At 69.4% G+C, this 14,671-nt stretch carries 16 protein-coding genes and 1 pseudogene; 3 read left to right on the plus strand and 14 right to left on the minus strand.

What is annotated here, in order from left to right; genetic code table 11:
* Nucleotides 1–20: 20 nt before the first annotated feature.
* From SY91_RS23070 to ftrA, 6 genes and pseudogenes are all read right to left on the minus strand, one after another.
* Complete coding sequence (locus SY91_RS23070) at nucleotides 21–599, minus strand: NnrU family protein (protein ID WP_023476037.1); 579 nt, start codon at nucleotides 597–599, stop codon at nucleotides 21–23.
* 302 nt (nucleotides 600–901) lie between these two features.
* Nucleotides 902–1,501 (minus strand): TfoX/Sxy family protein, encoded by a 600-nt coding sequence (locus tag SY91_RS23075; RefSeq protein WP_043887460.1) that lies wholly within the window; start codon nucleotides 1,499–1,501, stop codon nucleotides 902–904.
* Nucleotides 1,498–2,607, minus strand: coding sequence for a malate/lactate/ureidoglycolate dehydrogenase (locus tag SY91_RS23080; protein ID WP_023476035.1), 1,110 nt, complete (start codon nucleotides 2,605–2,607; stop codon nucleotides 1,498–1,500). Before SY91_RS23080 ends, SY91_RS23075 begins: the two co-directional genes overlap by 4 nt.
* A 60-nt stretch (nucleotides 2,608–2,667) precedes the next feature.
* Nucleotides 2,668–4,122 carry a M20 family metallopeptidase gene (locus tag SY91_RS23085; protein ID WP_006480804.1) on the minus strand — a complete coding sequence of 485 codons (1,455 nt, stop codon included), beginning with the start codon at nucleotides 4,120–4,122 and terminating at the stop codon, nucleotides 2,668–2,670.
* Between the two features lie 77 nt (nucleotides 4,123–4,199).
* Nucleotides 4,200–5,270: pseudogene (locus SY91_RS23090) on the minus strand (NAD(P)H-dependent flavin oxidoreductase).
* An 86-nt stretch (nucleotides 5,271–5,356) separates the two neighbouring features.
* Nucleotides 5,357–6,319, minus strand: a complete 963-nt coding sequence (ftrA, locus tag SY91_RS23095) for a transcriptional regulator FtrA (RefSeq protein ID WP_006480801.1) — start codon at nucleotides 6,317–6,319, stop codon at nucleotides 5,357–5,359.
* Nucleotides 6,320–6,433: 114 nt separating this feature from the next.
* Here ftrA and SY91_RS23100 point away from each other — a divergent pair, with 114 nt between their 5' ends.
* On the plus strand, nucleotides 6,434–6,853 hold the full coding sequence (locus tag SY91_RS23100; RefSeq protein WP_023476034.1) for a rhodanese-like domain-containing protein: 420 nt from the start codon (nucleotides 6,434–6,436) through the stop codon (nucleotides 6,851–6,853).
* Nucleotides 6,854–6,943: 90 nt separating this feature from the next.
* Nucleotides 6,944–7,270: a superinfection immunity protein gene (locus tag SY91_RS23105; protein WP_006480800.1), complete on the plus strand. Its 327-nt coding sequence runs from the start codon at nucleotides 6,944–6,946 to the stop codon at nucleotides 7,268–7,270.
* A gap of 15 nt (nucleotides 7,271–7,285) precedes the next feature.
* Here SY91_RS23105 and SY91_RS23110 read toward each other — a convergent pair whose 3' ends face one another.
* The 8 genes from SY91_RS23110 to SY91_RS23145 form a co-directional block, all read right to left on the minus strand.
* Nucleotides 7,286–8,455, minus strand: a complete 1,170-nt coding sequence (locus SY91_RS23110; RefSeq protein WP_023476033.1) for a cytochrome P450 — start codon at nucleotides 8,453–8,455, stop codon at nucleotides 7,286–7,288.
* A 93-nt stretch (nucleotides 8,456–8,548) separates the two neighbouring features.
* A complete protein-coding gene (locus tag SY91_RS23115; RefSeq protein ID WP_006480798.1) occupies nucleotides 8,549–8,815 on the minus strand; it encodes a YodC family protein in 267 nt (88 codons plus the stop codon).
* 15 nt (nucleotides 8,816–8,830) lie between these two features.
* Nucleotides 8,831–9,079 (minus strand): hypothetical protein, encoded by a 249-nt coding sequence (locus SY91_RS23120; RefSeq protein WP_162595468.1) that lies wholly within the window; start codon nucleotides 9,077–9,079, stop codon nucleotides 8,831–8,833.
* An 80-nt stretch (nucleotides 9,080–9,159) separates the two neighbouring features.
* Nucleotides 9,160–10,020, minus strand: coding sequence for an oxaloacetate decarboxylase (locus SY91_RS23125; RefSeq protein WP_011547239.1), 861 nt, complete (start codon nucleotides 10,018–10,020; stop codon nucleotides 9,160–9,162).
* A gap of 145 nt (nucleotides 10,021–10,165) precedes the next feature.
* Nucleotides 10,166–11,833, minus strand: coding sequence for an ankyrin repeat domain-containing protein (locus SY91_RS23130; RefSeq protein WP_023476029.1), 1,668 nt, complete (start codon nucleotides 11,831–11,833; stop codon nucleotides 10,166–10,168).
* Between the two features lie 183 nt (nucleotides 11,834–12,016).
* Nucleotides 12,017–12,442 (minus strand): GNAT family N-acetyltransferase, encoded by a 426-nt coding sequence (locus SY91_RS23135; RefSeq protein WP_023476028.1) that lies wholly within the window; start codon nucleotides 12,440–12,442, stop codon nucleotides 12,017–12,019.
* Between the two features lie 58 nt (nucleotides 12,443–12,500).
* A complete protein-coding gene (locus SY91_RS23140; RefSeq protein WP_006480794.1) occupies nucleotides 12,501–13,361 on the minus strand; it encodes a MurR/RpiR family transcriptional regulator in 861 nt (286 codons plus the stop codon).
* Nucleotides 13,362–13,416: 55 nt separating this feature from the next.
* Entirely contained in the window at nucleotides 13,417–13,770 is a 354-nt protein-coding gene (locus SY91_RS23145; RefSeq protein WP_023476027.1) for a YgiW/YdeI family stress tolerance OB fold protein, read from the minus strand.
* Nucleotides 13,771–14,004: 234 nt separating this feature from the next.
* Between SY91_RS23145 and SY91_RS23150 the strand changes: the two genes are divergently transcribed.
* The gene (locus tag SY91_RS23150) at nucleotides 14,005–14,667 is read left to right on the plus strand and encodes a response regulator (protein WP_011547236.1); all 663 of its coding nucleotides are present in this window, start codon (nucleotides 14,005–14,007) and stop codon (nucleotides 14,665–14,667) included.
* Nucleotides 14,668–14,671 lie beyond the last annotated feature (4 nt).

The raw sequence follows: 14,671 nt of genomic DNA on the forward strand, positions 1-14,671 counted from the left end.
GACCGGCGTGCGCGTTCCGTTCAGCCGAACGGCCGCACGCCGATCAGCGGGCCGTGCAGGAACCGCGCGAACACGGCCCACGCGACGAGGCCAGCCGCAACGGTTGCGATGTCGCCGGCCAGCCCGCCGGCCGGATAGCGGACACCGTCGCGGCGATCCCTAGCACGCGACACGACGAAATCGACGATCGACCACACGAAAAACGCACCGAACAGCACGACCGCGTGCACGGTACCGTTCACGAGCAGGTGCGCGACCGCCCAGACCATCGTGCCGGCCAGCATCGGATGCCCGACGAGCGTCTTGATCCGGTTGCGCGGCACGTACGACGCGGCGATCAGCACGAACGCGACCGCGGTCAGCATGCCCGTCAGGTGGCGCACGCCGACCGGCGACACCCACAGCAGCGTCGCGCCCGCACGGGCGACCCCGTACCCCCAGACGATCAGCACGAAGCCGACGATCGACGCGATCGCGTAACCGCCCTTCCAGCCCTTCTCGCCGATCCGCTCGATCGTCGCGGACCGCCAGCCGTCGGCGACGATCCGGATCGAGTGCACACCGAGGAAGATCGCTAAACCGAGAATCAGGACGAGCATCGGCTGTCTCCGTCTGGAATGATGAGTGGGGAAGCGTGCCGCGCGGCGTCCGGTGCGCCGTTCGCGGGGCCGGCGGCGAGGCCGGCGCGGGTCGCGCGAGGCACGGGCGCAACCCGCGCCGATCATAAACGCCGGCGGCGCGGTTGTGAAGCATGCAGGACGTGCGGGGCGTCAAGCTCGATGCGTTCGGGCGCCGGATCGTGCGCGCGAGTCGGCCGCGCAGCGTGCGGGTCGGGAGCGACAGGCGAGTCGGAAAGTAAGGAAAGCGAAAATCGCGAGATCGTCGCTCCTCGTGATGGGGACTACGCCTGTTTGCGCTTCGCCGCGGGTTTCCGTGCCGGCGCGGGCGATGATTTCGATGCCGGTTTCGGTTTCTGCGCCGACGCCGGTTTCGATGTGGATTTCGCCGCCTGCTTCGTTTTCTGGGCCGACGCGGGTTTCGTTGCCGGTTTTGTTGCAGGCTTCGTCGCCGGTTTCGGCGCAGCCTTCACTGCAGTTTTCGGCGCGGCTTTCGGCCCCGCCCCGGATACCGTCTTCGACGCCGCCCTCGCCTTGCGCTTCGGCGGCCCGGCCAGCAGCGCCGCGCGATACGCGCTGCGACACCAGTCGAACAGCGCACCCGCGTCCTCGAGCACGTCGGCCGGCGTTTCGTAATAGCCCTCGAGCGAGACGGTGCGCGTGGGCCGCGCATACGAGAACGGCCCCATCCCGGCCGCGACGAACGCCGGCCGGTTCACATCGTCGACCCGCAGGAACAGCGACCCGCGCGACATGAAGCCGAACATCACGCCGTCGAGCCGCAACGCCGCGCCGCTGAAGAACCGTGCAACGGCGACCGTACCCAGCGGCGCAAGCTGATACGCGATTTCCTCGCCGTGCGCCTTCTCCGCCTGCCAGCTCATGCGGATGCCTCGCAGCGCCGCGTCCACGCATCGAGCTCGGCCGCGTCGAAACCGACGGCCGCTGCGCTCTCGCGAATCTGCCGCCACGTCGCACGGTCGACCGGAATACCCGACGTGCCGCGCGCGGCACGGCTCGCCTCTTCCGGTTCGCCGGGCACCTGCACCGGGGTATCGCCGGCCTGCGGCGATGCCTTCGCCCACGCGACGAACGCATCGGCTTCGCGTTCGGCGTCGGCCGCGTCGAACGCTTTCGGATCGATCAGCACCGACAGCATCCCGTTGACGATCGCGCTCGTCTTCTGCAGCGTATCGCCGTAGGTCGTATGCCCGCCCACCAGCGCGCCGCCGAAGATCTCGCACATCGCCGCGAGCGCATACCCCTTGTGCAGCCCGAACGGCAGCAACGCGCCGAACGGCTGCTCGTGCATCACGGCCGGATCGTCGGTCGGCTCGCCGCGATGGTCGATCAGCGACCCGGCCGGCACGCGCTTGCCCTGGTTGTACGCGACCCGCGTCTTGCCGTACGCGATCGCGCTCGTCGCGAAATCGAGCAGCAGCGGCGGCTTGCCGGCCCGCGGATACGCGGCGCAGAACGGGTTCGTGCCGAAACGCGGATCGGTGCCGTGCAACGGCGCGACCAGCAGGTCGCCCGGCACGTTGACGAAATGGAACGACACGAGCCCCGCGTGCGCGCACTGCTCGGCCCAGTGCCCGATGCGGCCGAGGTGATGGACGTCGCGCAGCCCGATCGCGCAGATGCCCATGCGCCGCGCGCGCTTGATCCCTTCGACCATCGCCTCGAACGCGATCACCTGGCCGAAGCCGCGCCCGCCGTCGATCGTCAGCACCGCGCCGCCGTCGCGCACGATCGACGCGTGCCCGTTCAGCTGCAACTGCCCTTCCCGCCACGACGCGACGTAATTCGGGATCATCCCGATCCCGTGCGAATCGTGGCCCGCGAGATTCGCGCCGACCAGGTGATCGGCGACGAGCGTCGCTTCGCGCGGGTTACTGCCGGCCCGTTCCCAGAGTGCCGCGACGAACGCATGCAGCGGTTCGGCGCGCATGCGCAGCGGTGCGGTATCGGGCGTCGGCAGTGCGGTCATCGGCAACACTCCATCCAGTCGGTTCGGGTCGGGCAATCGGTACGTCCGATGCTGCGACGATCAGCGCGCGGTCGCGATCACGTCGGCCACCGCCGCCGTGAGCTTCTTCGCGTACGGCACGTGCAGGAACTCGTTCGGGCCGTGCGCGTTCGACTTCGGCCCGAGCACGCCGCACACCATGAATTGCGCGGCGGGAAAGCCTTCCTGAAGCACGTTCATCAGCGGGATCGTGCCGCCGAGGCCCATGTACGCGCAGTCGGCGCCGAAGTGGCGGCGCGATGCGGCGTCGAGCGACGACGCGAGCCACGGCGCGAGATCCGGCGCGCTCCAGCCCGTCGCGGCGCCGGCGTCCGGCTTGAACGTGACCTTCGCGTTGTACGGCGGATCGAGTTCGAGCAATTCCTTCAGCTGCTGCACCGCCTGCGCGGCGTCGACGAGCGGCGGCAGCCGCAGCGACAGCTTGAACGCGGTACGCGGACGCAGCACGTTGCCCGCATCGGCGAGCGCCGGCATGCCGGCCGCGCCGGTGACCGACAACGACGGACGCCACGTCGAATTCAGCAGCGCCTCGCGCGGGTCGGTCGTGGTCGGCAGCACGGGCTTGCCGTCCTGGCCGCACGCCCAGGGCAGCCCCTTCCATACCGTGTCGCCGAGAATCGCGGCGGCGGCCTCGGCTTCGCGCACGCGGCTCGACGGAATCTCGCAATGGAACGCGCCCGGCAGCAGATTGCCGTTCTTCGCGTCCTCGAGGCGTTCGAACAACTGGCGCATCACGCGGAAGCTCGACGGCGCGATGCCGCCGTACACGCCCGAGTGGATACCTTCTTCCAGCACCTCGACCTGCAGGTCGCCGGACACGAGGCCGCGCAGCGACGTGGTGAGCCACATCTGGTCGTAGTTGCCCGCGCCCGAATCGAGGCACACCACCAGCGATACCTGGCCGAGCCGGTCGCGCAACGCGTCGACGTAAGGCAGCAGGTCGTAGCTGCCCGACTCCTCGCAGGTCTCGATCAGGCCGACGCAGCGCGGCCGCTCGATGCCCTGCTCGTCGAGCGCGCCGAGCGCCGCGAGGCTCGCGTAGATCGCATAGCCGTCGTCCGCGCCGCCGCGACCATACAGCTTGCCGTTCTCGAACTTCGGCGTCCACGGGCCGAGGTCCGCGCGCCAGCCGTCGAATTCGGGCTGCTTGTCGAGGTGGCCATACAGCAGGATCGTGTCGGTGCTGCCCGAGCGCGTGGCCGGCGACTCGAAGAAGATCACCGGCGTGCGGCCCGGCAGGCGCACGATTTCGAGCTTCAGGCCCTTCACGGGTTGCCGCTCGGCCCACTGCGCGGCGTCGGTGACGACGCGTTCGAGATAGCCGCGCTTCGCCCAGTCGGGGTCGAATGCGGGGCTCTTCGCGGGGATCGCGATGTAGTCGGTCAGCGCATGGAGGATTTCATCGTTCCACTTGCGCTCGATGAAGGTAACGAGCTTGTCATGGTCGAGGACGGGGGTAGTGTCGACGGAAGTCATGGTGGGGTGCCTGGATCGGGCTGACGAAAACCCAGATCATACGCCGATGCTCCCCTGCCGGCGCCCCGCTTGGCCGTTCAGACAGCGTTCGGAAACGCGTCGCGCAGCCCGGCCGCGCAGGCGAGCGCGTCGCGCCACAGGCGTCGCGTGAGCTCACCCGCATCCTCTTCGCGCGCGAGCGCCGCGGCCTCGCCCGACCACAGCAGCGAGAAATCGTCGCGGCCCTGCCGCTCGAACGCGCCGCGCAGCGGATCGACCGCGGCCGTCGCGAGCGGAAACGCGGGCGCGAGCGCACTCATCGGCCCCTGTTCCCGCATGAAGCGCGTCAGCAGCCCGCGCGCGGGGCGGCCCGTGTACAGGTTGGTGATGCGCGTACCGTCGTCGCGGGCGGCGCGCACGGCCGCACGATGCTGGGCCGAACGACCGGCCTGCGGCGTCAGCAAATAGCCGGTGCCGATCTGCACCGCGCTCGCGCCGAGCGCGAACGCGGCCGCGATGCCGCGCCCGTCGGCGATCGCACCGGCCGCGATTACCGGCGCGCGTACGGCATCGACGATCTGCGGCAGCAACGCGAACAGGCCCGGCTACGCGTGGATATCGTCGGTCAGGAACATCCCGCGATGGCCGCCGGCCTCCGCCCCCTGCGCGACGATCGCGTCGACGCCGCGCGCATCGAGCCAGCGCGCCTCCTCGACGGTCGTCGCGGACGACACCACCTGCGCGCCCGTGCGGCGCACACGGTCGAGCAGCGTGTCGTCCGGCAGTCCGAAGTGGAAGCTCACGACGGCCGGCCGCAGTTCCTCGACGACCGCGCACATCGCATCGTCGAACGGCGCGCGGCCGGGGCCGCCTTTCACGTCGGCCGGGTCGAGCCCGGCTTCCGCGTAGTAGCCGGCGAGCGCCGCGCGCCAGCGCGCATCGACCTCGGCATCGGGCGCGGGCGGCGCGTGGCAGAAGAAATTCACGTTGAACGGCGCGACCGTGCGCGCGCGGATCGCCGCGATCTCGTCGCGCAACTGCTGCGGGCCGAGCGCCGCGCACGCGAGCGAACCGAGCCCGCCGGCTTCGCACACGGCGATCGCGAGCGGGCTCAGCGAGCCGACCATCGGCGCCTGGATCAACGGCAAACGGGAAGGCAGCATCGTCATCGGAATCCCTTTTAGTATGAGTGGCCCTCGCCACATCGGTGGTGCTTTTCATCGTCGCGCACGAGCGGCCGCACCGAGCGCGCCCGCTACGTGCCGCCGCGATCCATCCCGCGCCGGTACGCGGCCGGGCTCGTCGCCGCGACGCGCCGGAAATGCCGGCGCAGCGATTCCTCGGAACCGAACCCTGCGCGCGCCGCGACCTGCGCAAGCGGCAACGCGGGCTGCGCTTCGAGCATGTCCTTCGCGACGTTCACGCGTTCGCGGATCAGCCACGCGAGCGGCGACATCCCCGTCGCATCCGCGAACTGACGCTGCAGCGTGCGCGTGCTCATCGCGGCCTGCGCGGCGAGCGAGGCCAGCGTGTGCGGCTCGGCCGCATGCGCGCGCATCCAGTCGATCAGCTTCGCGAGCCGGTCGGTGCCGCCCGGTGCGACCGGACGCGGCACGAACTGCGCCTGTCCGCCGTCGCGATGCGGCGGCAGCACGAGGCGCTGCGCGACGCGGTTGGCGATCGCGCCGCCATGATCGCGGCGCACCAGATGCAGCAGCATGTCGAGCCCCGCCGCCGAGCCGGCCGACGTGACGATCTGCCCTTCGTCGACGTACAGCGCATCGGGATTCACGCGCAGCGCCGGATAACGCGCCTGCAGACGTTCCGCATACCGCCAGTGCGTCGTCACGGTGAGGCCGTCGAGCACGCCGGCCGCCGCCAGCACGAACACGCCCGAACAGATCGAACAAAGCCGCGCGCCGCGCCGATGCGCGGCCCGCAGTTTCTTCAGCAACGGCTCGGGCGGCAGTTCGTCCGGGTCGCGCCAGCCCGGAATCACGATGGTGTCCGCGCGATCGAGCGTCGCGAGCCGGTAAGGCGCGGCAACGGTAATGCCGCCCGCCGCGCGCACGGGCCCCGGCTCGCTCGCGCATACCGCGAAGCGATACCAGTCGACGCCGAGTTCAGGGCGCTCGAGCGCGAACAGCTCGACCACGCAGCCGAATTCGAACGTGCAGAGGCGATCGTAGGCGAGCGCGACGACGAGATGATTGTGCATGGCGCGATGTTACCGGAACTTGTCGATCGCGCCACTGCCGCGAAACGCGCCGAACCGCGATACTGCCCTTCATTGCGGCGCGTTCCGTGCCCGCTCAACCAGGAGAGCCCGACCATGTCCCATGTCACCGACGTCCCCGCCGCCGACAGCGCCGCCGCCCTCGCGCATTTCGAGGCGTCGCTGCGCTTCGAGACCGATTGCTGGGACGTGCACGACGCCTTCGCGTCCGGCACGCCCGATTTCGTGCTGCTCGACGTGCGCGGCCCCGACCAGTTCGCCGCCGGCCACGTGCCCGGCGCGCGCAACCTGCCGCGCCGCAAGATCATCGAAAGCAAGCTCGCCGGTTATCCGGCCGATACGCTGTTCGTCGTCTACTGCGTGGGGCCGCACTGCAACGGCGCCGCGCGCGCGGCGATCCAGCTGGCGCGCCTCGGCCGCCCGGTCAAGCTGATGATCGGCGGCGTGACGGGCTGGCTCGACGAAGGTTTCGCGCTGAGCAACGACGTGCAGCCGGCGGACGCCGAAGCCGCCTGATCGTCACCAAAAGCGCAACAATCAATTGCCGGCACACAAATGGAAAAAGCGCGACAATCAGCCTCATTGCAGTTCGGACGGAGCAGCACCATGCATGATGCAGTCCTGATTCAAGTGGCCGGTTCAGTCGCGGCGATCGCGCTCTATTTCCTGCCGGCCGTCATTGCCGACCGGCGCGGCCGGCACGACAAGCTGACGATCGCGATGTTCAACGCGCTGTTCGCGTGGACGGGCATCGGCTGGCTGATGACGCTGTACTGGGCGTGCCAGCCGAACCCGCGCACCGACGTCGCGCAAACGATCCTGGCAAAGCGCCGCGGCGTCAGCATGCGGACCTTCTCGACCGGCCTCGTCGAACGCGTGCAGCGCCGCGTCGCCGCCCAGGAGCAATGGGCGGAAAAGCAAGGCTGCCGTTAAGTCCCGCCTTCCCCTTCACCGATTCGCGTTGAACTTCGGCATCCTGACGTTGGTCGACGCGCGGTAATCCCACTTCAGTGCGTCGCGCGGCGGCCAGCCGCCCGCGCGCAACCGCGCCGCGAACGCCCCCGCCGTCACTGCCCGTGCGATCCGCTCTCCCGGACACCCATGCGGCCCCGTGCCGAAGCCGAAATTCGGCCCCGCCAGGCGGCCGGGCGTCAGCCGGTGCGAATCGCGATGCACGGCCGGATCGCGGTTCGCCGCGGCCAGCACGACGAGGATCGCGTCGCCGGCTTCGACGCTCACGCCTTCGATCGTCGTGCGTGCCGCGACGAAGCGGCGCGTGTTCTGCACCGGCGTATCGAAACGCCCGACTTCGGCGACGAATGCATCGAGCGCGGCCGCGTCCGGCACCCCGCCTGAGTCGCCCACGTCGCCGTTCCATGCCACGAGCGCATTGCCGAGCCATGCGGCGGTCGCCTCGCACGTCTGCGACAACAACCCGACCAGATTCGCAACCAGCGCGCCGCTCGCGTGCCAGCCCGACGCGCGGGCCGCCTGCTGCACCGCGGCGACCAACGTGCCGTCGTGCGCACGCGACTGCGCGACACGTTCCGTCATCCGGTCGAGCAGATGCCGCGCAGCGTCGCTCGCGCGCGCCAGCACCGCGGCATCCGACAGCGGCGACAGCGCAGCGACGAACTCGACGACGCGCGCCGCGATGTCGTCGAGCTGCGTTTCGTCGAAACCGAGCAGATCGGCCACCGCGCACACGGGCACGGTCATGCACCACGCGTTCAGCGCGTCGGCATCGCGGGGCGCCGGCAACCGCCGCGCGGCGAGCACCTCCGCGCGATCGCGCAATGCCTCCGTATCGATCGGCGCGAACGCCGCGCGCAACGCCTGCTTCGGCACGTCGTGTCGCGACGCGCCATCGTTCATGCGCACCAGTTCGCCGAACAGCGCGCCGGCCGTCGTGCCGCGCAACGCGGGCGGCACCGGCGCGTCGAGCGGGCGCACGCGGCAGGCCGGATGGCATAGCACGGCCGTCACGGCCGCCGCGCGGCTCGCGACCCACAGGCCGAGCGTGGCATCGAACGCGAGCGGCGGCCCGTCGACGAGCGCGGCGTAATAGGGATAGGGATCGCGGTGCGTGACCGCGGCAATGGGATCGGTCGGGTTCATGCGCTCAGTATCGGCGCAGTGCGCCGCCGCATGTTTCGGGATGGCGTGAAATGTCGCTGCGCGGACGCCGCGCATCGCGGCGGCCGGCCGACGTCAGGCCGCCGATCGATAGCGGTGCGACTGCATGCGCAGCCGGACCCGCCCGGCCGAAATCGCGCGCGGCTCGGGCACCACCGTGTCGTGATGGAACATTTCCTGCCGGAACTCGCCGCTTTCGTCGAACCACTGGCAGATCAGCCAGTCGTCGTCGTCGAACACGACCGGCCCGGCATACGTGACGGTCATGCGCGGCCCGCCCGTTTTCAGCGTCACGACATCGCCCACGCGAAACCTGACGCGGTGATTTTCTCGGATCGTCATCGCTCTCTCAGCTTTTTATATATTGAATATATTGATATTCCCGGCAGCCCGCTCACCGGTCATTGGAACGTGCCGCAGATTATCAATCAAAAAATCATCCGGCAACTCCCGCGCACGGAAACGCTCTGAACGAGAACCTGCAACAATGCGCGATATCGTCACGTATGACGGCCCGCCGGGCGTCAGATCTGGCGCGGCTGACGCGCCGGCGGCAGCAGAACGGGCGGAAATGCGGAGAATGGACGATGATTTTCGCGTCGTCATCGACGATTATTCGGACGCGAAATCGGTTGATTATTGTCAATCAATGTTTCGGTGGAAACGATTTCTGATTTTATTAGGGTTCATTCGTCTGACAAAATCGGCGAATTATCCGGCGCCGCAAACCAGCGGTTGATATCGCTTCCCGCCACGGCTGCCCGGCTAAAGGTGAACGTGCCGTCGCGCCGCATCTCCGTCGCCGCGCGCAGGAACGCGCCGAGCGCGGCCCGCGCCAGCGCGCCGCCGACGCTGACGCGCTTCACGCCGAGCGCCGCCAGCTCGTCGAGGCTCAGCAACCCGCCCTGCAGGCCCATGACGACATTGACCGGCGCGCCGACCGCCCGCGTCACCGCCGCGATCTCGTCGGCGTCGGTGATGCCGGGCGCGTACAGCACGTCGGCGCCGGCGTCGCGATAGGCGACGAGCCGCGCGATCGTGTCGTCGAGATCGCGGCGGCCGTGCAGGTAGTTTTCGCAGCGGGCGGTCAGCGTGAACGGAAACGGCAACGCGCGCGCCGCGTCGACGGCCGCTGCAATGCGCTCGACCGACGCGTCGCGCGCATAGATCGGCGTATCGGCGCGGCCCGTCGCATCCTCGATCGAGCCGCCGACCGCGCCCGCCTCGGCCGCCAGCCGGATCGTCTCGGCCACCGTGTCGGGCGCGTCGCCGAAACCGTTCTCGAGATCGGCGCTCACCGGCAGGCCGCCCGCGGCGACGAGATCGGCGATGTGATCGAGCATCGCGTCGCGGTCGATCGCGTTGTCGGGCCGCCCTTTCGAAAACGCGTAGCCGGCGCTCGTCGTGGCGAGCGCCTCGAAGCCGGCCATCGCGAGCAGTCGCGCGGTGCCGGCGTCCCACGGGTTCGGGATGATGAACGCGCCGGGGCGCGTGTGCAGCGCGCGGAAAGCTTCGGCGTGGCGGGCTTGCTGGTCGGAACGGGTCATCGTGAACTCCGGGAAGGTGTTGACGGTGAGCTTACGCCGGTCGTGCACGCGACGTTTCAGCGTTTGCCGAAATGTCGTCGCGCAACCCGGAAGAACGCGCGCCAAAGCCGAATGCAGGCCACCGCGCCGGGCCGCTCGCGTCAATTTACGTCGATGCGGACGCCCCGCCGTCGATGCCGAGCAACACGTCGGCGACGGCCTCGGAGAACCGCATCGCGCGACCGTCGATCAGCACGCGATCCGGATTCGACGGATCGCGCACCGCTTGCGGCACGCCGTGCGCGATCAGCACGCGCGCGCACGCTTCCCAGTCGGGATCGCCGACGCCCTCCGGTTCGTTGACGGACGCCCAGGACAGCGTACCGAGCGCGTCGCTGCCGAATCCGTGCAACTCACGCCAGCTTGCGCCGCGCGCGAGCAGGAACGCCAGAAGTTCGGCATCGCCGCGGAACACCGCGTGATTCAGCGCGCTCGCGTCCCAGTCGCCGCCTCGCGCGGCGATCGGCCAGCCCAGCTCCACCATTACCTTCACCGCCTCGCGCGAACCCCACGCGGCGGCGTCCGGCAGCAGCCGCAGTTGCTCGTCGGCCAGCGCACCGGGCAGCTCGGGATGCTTCGCCTGAATGCGCCGTGCGTCGTCGGCATCGGCGCGCGCGCAGGCCGCCACGAACGCATCTTGTGCGTCGAGCGTCTCCTCGGCTCCGGCAGCGCGCAGCAGCGCCGCGACGTCGGACAACCCGGCCTGCATCGCGAGCCGGTACGCGCTGACGCCCGTCGCGGTCCGCGCGCGGGGGTCGGCGCCGGCTTCCAGCAGCGCGGCGACATGGCGCGCCGGGCAACGCACGGCGATCGCGCGCAGCAACGGCGCGCCCCACGTCTTCGTCGGCCCTTCGCCGGCCGGTTCGTTGGGGTCGCCGCCGTGCGCGAGCAGCAACTCGAGCGCGGCCGCGTCCGGCACGTCGAGCGCGCGCCGCAACGCATTCGTCCCGCCCACCCGTGCGCCGTGCTCGAGCAGCAGACGCGTACACGCCGGATTCTCCACCGAGTGATACAACGATTCGCCGTCGTTCGGATCGGCGCCGGCTTCCAGCAGCATCGCGGTGAGCGCCGGATCGCGATTGACGCCGACGGCGCCATACAGCGCCGACAACGGTTCCGACGCGTCGGGCTCGGCGAGCGAGGCCGGCGGATACCGGTTGCCGATCCGCTGGTTCGGATCGGCGCCTGCATCGAGCAGATGGCGCGCACACGCACGCAGCCTGACTGCGAATTCGGGAAGCTGCCCGAGCCGCGAATGCGTGACGGCGACGAGCGGCGGCAACTTCAGCGCACCGCCGGCGCGTGCGATCCAGCCGGGATCGGCGGCCAGCGCCGCCTTCACCGCGTCGAGATCGCCCGCCGCGCATGCAATCGCCGGGTCCGCCGACACGAGTTCGGGATGATCGCGCAGCAGTTGCGCGGCGACGCGCGGCCGGGCCGCGTCGAAACCGCCGGTCACGTCGGCGCCGTAGGCGAGGTCGAGCCAGCGCCGGCTCAACAGCGCGCGCGGTTGCCGCGCGAGCGCATGCGTTTCGACGAACGCGCCGAGATCGGCCCATGAAGCAAAGCCGTACTCGCGTGCGATGCAGGACTGCGCGTCGTGCAGGCGGAGCCCGAGCGCGAGCGTTTCGTCATGCGTGCGATGCGCGGCGACCGGCAGCGATGCGACGAAGCGCGCGACGGCACCGGCATCGCCCTGCCGGTACAGGCGCAACAATGCCTTGGCCTGCTTTTTCAGATGATCGGGATGAGCGTCGGGAGGCAGCTTTTTCATGCGAATCCTTGTGCATGGATGGCCGAAGGTCCGCAATACCGCCAGCACGAAGGATGGGGAAAGACTGGATTTGCCGCGACAGGTGGGTTGAACCCTTTCCGCGGACCCGGAAGCGACCTGCATCGCTGCCCGGTATCGTAGGCGACGGCCGTCGGCATCGTCAACCGTGCCGCGCGGCGCCGCTCAGCCGGCGAGTTGCTTCGTCAGGAAGATGCGGGTGTGCCCGACCGGATAATCGGGCAGCTCGCCGAAGCGGACATAGCCGCGCCTCTCGTAGAACGACCGCCCCTGGAAATCGAACGTGTCGAGCCACGCGCTGTGGCAGCCGCGCGCGACGGCCTCTCGTTCGGCCAGATCCATGATGCGCGTGCCCGCGCCCTGGCCGCGCACGGCCTCGGGCACGACGAGCAGGTCGACATGCAGCCAGCCGAACGCCGTGCCGCCCCACAGGCCGCCGACCACCGAACCGGCCGCGTCGGTCACGATCACGGCCAGCGGCCGGAAGTCGGCCGGGCCGGCCTGGCTTTCGTTGAAGCGGACGAGCGGCGCGACGATCTGCTTGCGCACCTCCGCGTCCGCCGCGTCGGTCACTGCATAGGTCAACGTCATCGGTTACGTCGGGTAGTCAATGAAAGTGGGTTCAACCAGCCGCACATCCCCGCACACGTCAAACGACGTACGCGCCCTTCGCGTGCAGTTCCGCTTCGGTTCGCTCGAGCGCCGCGATCGCGTCGCTGCCTTCGAGCGCCAGCAACTGCGCGACCAGCGTCTCGGCCATCGCATGCGCGGCCACCAGCGACGGAAAGAACGACGGGCTGTCGTGCGTGAAGATCAGTTGCGCGTCCGCGTGCAGCGCGATCGGCGACACGGCGCTATCGGTGATCGCGACGATCTTGCTGCCCTGCGCCTTCGCGGCCTGCGCGACGCGCGTCGCCTCGGCCGAATACGGCGCGAAGCTGACGATCACGGTCACGCTCTGCTTCGCGATCGTGCGCAGCTCCATTTCGAGCGAACCGGCGACGCCGTTGAGCAGCGACACGGTCGGACGAAACAGCCGGTAGCCGTAGACGAAACCGAACGCGACCGGATAGCACGAGCGGAACCCCGCCACATGCACGTGCGATGCCTTGCGGATCAGCTTCGCGGCATCGGCGAGCGCGTGCTCGTTCTGCGAGGCGGTCGCCGACAGGTTGTGCTGCTGCGCGGCCAGCAGGTCGTGCGCGAGCGACGCCTTCGCGTCGGGCCGCACGAGCGAGCGAGCGCGCTGCGTGAGCGGCTCGGGCCGCGTGCGCACGCGCGCGACGCACAGGTCGCGCAGCTCGTTCCAGCCGGGAAAGCCGAATTGCTGCGCGAGCCGCACGAGCGACGCAGGCTGCACCTGCGCGCGCTGCGCGACCTTGCGCATCGACGACGTGGCGACTTCGTCGGGATGATCGAGCAGGAAGGCCGCGCCCGCCTGGAATTGCGGGCTCAGCTCGGAAAATTGCGTCCGGATCCGGGACGCGAGTTCGTCGAAATTGGCGGCCATCTTGGTGGGAACGGGAACCGGTCGTCCATGGTATCACCGGCCCCGCGTCCACCGGTCAGCGCAGCACTTCGACGTGATCGGCGTCGACCTTCACGCGGCCCGACCATTTGCGCTCGAATTCGCCGGTCACCTTCACTTCGTTCTTGTCGCTGACGGGCTGGCCCGCCGCCCACAGCTTGTGGTCGATCTCGACGCGGATCGTGCCGGTGGCGTCGGCGAACTCGTAATCCTCGCCGCCGACGTGCTTGACGATGCGCCCCTGCAACTGCACGTGCTGGTCATCCTTGCCGTTGGCGAGCAGCTCCTTCACGGTGGTCGTGGTCAGCGCGGACGGCCCCGTGTATTGCGCGTAGACGGCGGCAGGCAGCGCGACGAGCGCGACCGCCAGGATTCTGGCCAGGTGTTTCATGATCTCGGTCCTCTTCTTCGATGTGGCGCCGCGCTCCGTTGAACGCGACGGCGCCAGATTACGGACCGTAAGATTAAGCAAACCTGAAGGGCATGCCGAAGTGACACGGTGCCGCATTGGACGAGTACGAAAACCGCGCCGCGCACCGCGCGCATTTAAGCTCGGCCTAAGACACGTACGCTTATCATGGGAATCCCGGGCGCCACGGCGCCCCCGTTGGAGAGACACGAATTCATGCGCGTACTGCTCGTCGAGGACGATCCGCTGATCGGCAGCGGGCTCGAACAGGGCCTCAAACAGGAAGGCTTCGCGGTCGACTGGGTGAAGGACGGCGACGCCGCGTCGCTGGCGCTGCGCGCGACCGGCTACGGGCTGCTGCTGCTCGATCTCGGGCTGCCGAACCGCGACGGTTTGTCCGTGCTCGCCGCGCTGCGCCGCCGCGACGAAAACCTCCCCGCGATCATCATCACCGCACGCGACGGCGTGCCCGACCGCATCGCCGGCCTCGACAGCGGCGCGGACGACTATCTCGTCAAGCCGTTCGAGCTCGACGAGCTGCTCGCCCGCATCCGCGCGGTCAACCGCCGCCATGCGGGCCGCGCGCAGACGACGCTCGCGATCGGCCCGCTGCGGCTCGATCCCGTCAAGCACCTTGTCTGGCTCGACGACGACGAAGTGCCGCTGTCGCCGAAGGAATTCGTGCTGCTGCACGAGCTGATGCGCGAACCGGGCGCAGTGATTTCGCGCGAACAGTTCGAGGAACGGCTGTACAGCTGGGGCGAGGAAATCGAGAGCAACGCGGTGCAGGTGCATATCCACAACCTGCGCAAGAAACTCGGCCACGACATGATCCGCACGGTGCGCGGCGTCGGCTACCGGATCGGTGACGGCACGTGACGCG

It is taken from the genome of Burkholderia cenocepacia (assembly GCF_014211915.1).
GTDB classification, from domain to species: Bacteria; Pseudomonadota; Gammaproteobacteria; order Burkholderiales; family Burkholderiaceae; genus Burkholderia; species Burkholderia orbicola.

What these genes read in the sequence shown, in the direction of transcription:
- SY91_RS23080 (WP_023476035.1), bottom strand. Translation starts at nt 2,607, where the DNA reads ATGACCGCACTGCCGACGCCCGATACCGCACCGCTGCGCATGCGCGCC.
- SY91_RS23120 (WP_162595468.1), bottom strand. Translation starts at nt 9,079, where the DNA reads ATGACGACGCGAAAATCATCGTCCATTCTCCGCATTTCCGCCCGTTCT.
- SY91_RS23075 (WP_043887460.1), bottom strand. Translation starts at nt 1,501, where the DNA reads ATGAGCTGGCAGGCGGAGAAGGCGCACGGCGAGGAAATCGCGTATCAG.
- SY91_RS23100 (WP_023476034.1), top strand. Translation starts at nt 6,434, where the DNA reads ATGTCCCATGTCACCGACGTCCCCGCCGCCGACAGCGCCGCCGCCCTC.
- SY91_RS23145 (WP_023476027.1), bottom strand. Translation starts at nt 13,770, where the DNA reads ATGAAACACCTGGCCAGAATCCTGGCGGTCGCGCTCGTCGCGCTGCCT.
- SY91_RS23150 (WP_011547236.1), top strand. Translation starts at nt 14,005, where the DNA reads ATGCGCGTACTGCTCGTCGAGGACGATCCGCTGATCGGCAGCGGGCTC.
- ftrA (WP_006480801.1), bottom strand. Translation starts at nt 6,319, where the DNA reads ATGCACAATCATCTCGTCGTCGCGCTCGCCTACGATCGCCTCTGCACG.
- SY91_RS23115 (WP_006480798.1), bottom strand. Translation starts at nt 8,815, where the DNA reads ATGACGATCCGAGAAAATCACCGCGTCAGGTTTCGCGTGGGCGATGTC.
- SY91_RS23125 (WP_011547239.1), bottom strand. Translation starts at nt 10,020, where the DNA reads ATGACCCGTTCCGACCAGCAAGCCCGCCACGCCGAAGCTTTCCGCGCG.
- SY91_RS23085 (WP_006480804.1), bottom strand. Translation starts at nt 4,122, where the DNA reads ATGACTTCCGTCGACACTACCCCCGTCCTCGACCATGACAAGCTCGTT.
- SY91_RS23140 (WP_006480794.1), bottom strand. Translation starts at nt 13,361, where the DNA reads ATGGCCGCCAATTTCGACGAACTCGCGTCCCGGATCCGGACGCAATTT.
- SY91_RS23070 (WP_023476037.1), bottom strand. Translation starts at nt 599, where the DNA reads ATGCTCGTCCTGATTCTCGGTTTAGCGATCTTCCTCGGTGTGCACTCG.
- SY91_RS23130 (WP_023476029.1), bottom strand. Translation starts at nt 11,833, where the DNA reads ATGAAAAAGCTGCCTCCCGACGCTCATCCCGATCATCTGAAAAAGCAG.
- SY91_RS23110 (WP_023476033.1), bottom strand. Translation starts at nt 8,455, where the DNA reads ATGAACCCGACCGATCCCATTGCCGCGGTCACGCACCGCGATCCCTAT.
- SY91_RS23135 (WP_023476028.1), bottom strand. Translation starts at nt 12,442, where the DNA reads ATGACGTTGACCTATGCAGTGACCGACGCGGCGGACGCGGAGGTGCGC.
- SY91_RS23105 (WP_006480800.1), top strand. Translation starts at nt 6,944, where the DNA reads ATGCATGATGCAGTCCTGATTCAAGTGGCCGGTTCAGTCGCGGCGATC.